Below are 881 nucleotides of genomic sequence, written 5' to 3' on the forward strand. Positions count from 1 at the left end.
AAAGACCGCGAAAGGAAGCATTACCAAAAGGAATGGGCGATTTCAGAGTTATTCGAAGAAGATCGGGCAGCCTTCCTCCTATTGCCAGCTAAAGAATATGAATGTGTAAGGTATGAGACTTTGAAAGCCGATAAATACGGTTATATTAAGTTGGATCTTAACCTATATTCAACTTCGCCAAGATATGCGCTAGGCAAGGTCCTGGTGAAAATCTCGTATAGCAAAGTGGAAATTTTAAACGAGGATCACCAACTCGTTGTCAGCCATTCCCGACTGTATGGCCAATACAGAAAGTCTATGAAATGGCAGCCATATCTGAATTTGATGGCCAAACGGCCTACGGCACTTAAATATACCAGTTTCTATGAACAGCTTCCGGAAGAATGGAAAAGTTTTTTTGAGGCTTGTACAGTGGACGAAAAACCAGCAGCATTGAAACTATTATCGGTGATCTTGAAGGACCACGATTTCGGTGTTATTACTAAAGCTCTGGTCATTGCCTCTGAACATGGGCATCCCTCCGTGGATGCGATTAAACAAGTATTCTATCAACTTATTAACGGACGTGGAATCCGAAGTGAAATTAAGCCAAACATAACGCTACCTAAACTACCGGAAGCGACGCGAGGTCTCAATCATTATGACCAGCTCCATAAAGGAGTGGACGCACAATGAATGAGCAAATTAAAACCTATGCAAAGCGATTGAAGCTGAGCTGGATCAAGGAACATTTTCATGAAGTAGAAGGCTCGAATAATCAGGATTATTTATTCAAGCTCTTTGAAGCAGAGATCCAGCAACGTGAAGAGCGCAAGGTTAACCTCCTGTTAAACCAGGCTACGCTTCCGAAAGTGAAAGGAAAGCCGTTTGACTGGAGCGAG

Annotated in this window: 1 protein-coding gene and 1 pseudogene; both read left to right on the top strand. The window is 42.7% G+C overall.

The genetic code is table 11. The annotated features are described in order from the left end of the window. A partial coding sequence (locus GXK58_RS26810; protein ID WP_442862511.1) for a Mu transposase domain-containing protein occupies positions 1-675 on the top strand: 675 nt, incomplete at its 5' end. After that, positions 672-881: pseudogene (locus tag GXK58_RS26815) on the top strand (ATP-binding protein); the annotation flags it as partial. The gene GXK58_RS26810 and the pseudogene GXK58_RS26815, both read left to right, overlap by 4 nt.

The organism is Bacillus sp. USDA818B3_A (assembly GCF_009928415.1).
In the GTDB taxonomy this organism is placed as follows: Bacteria; Bacillota; Bacilli; order Bacillales; family Cytobacillaceae; genus Neobacillus.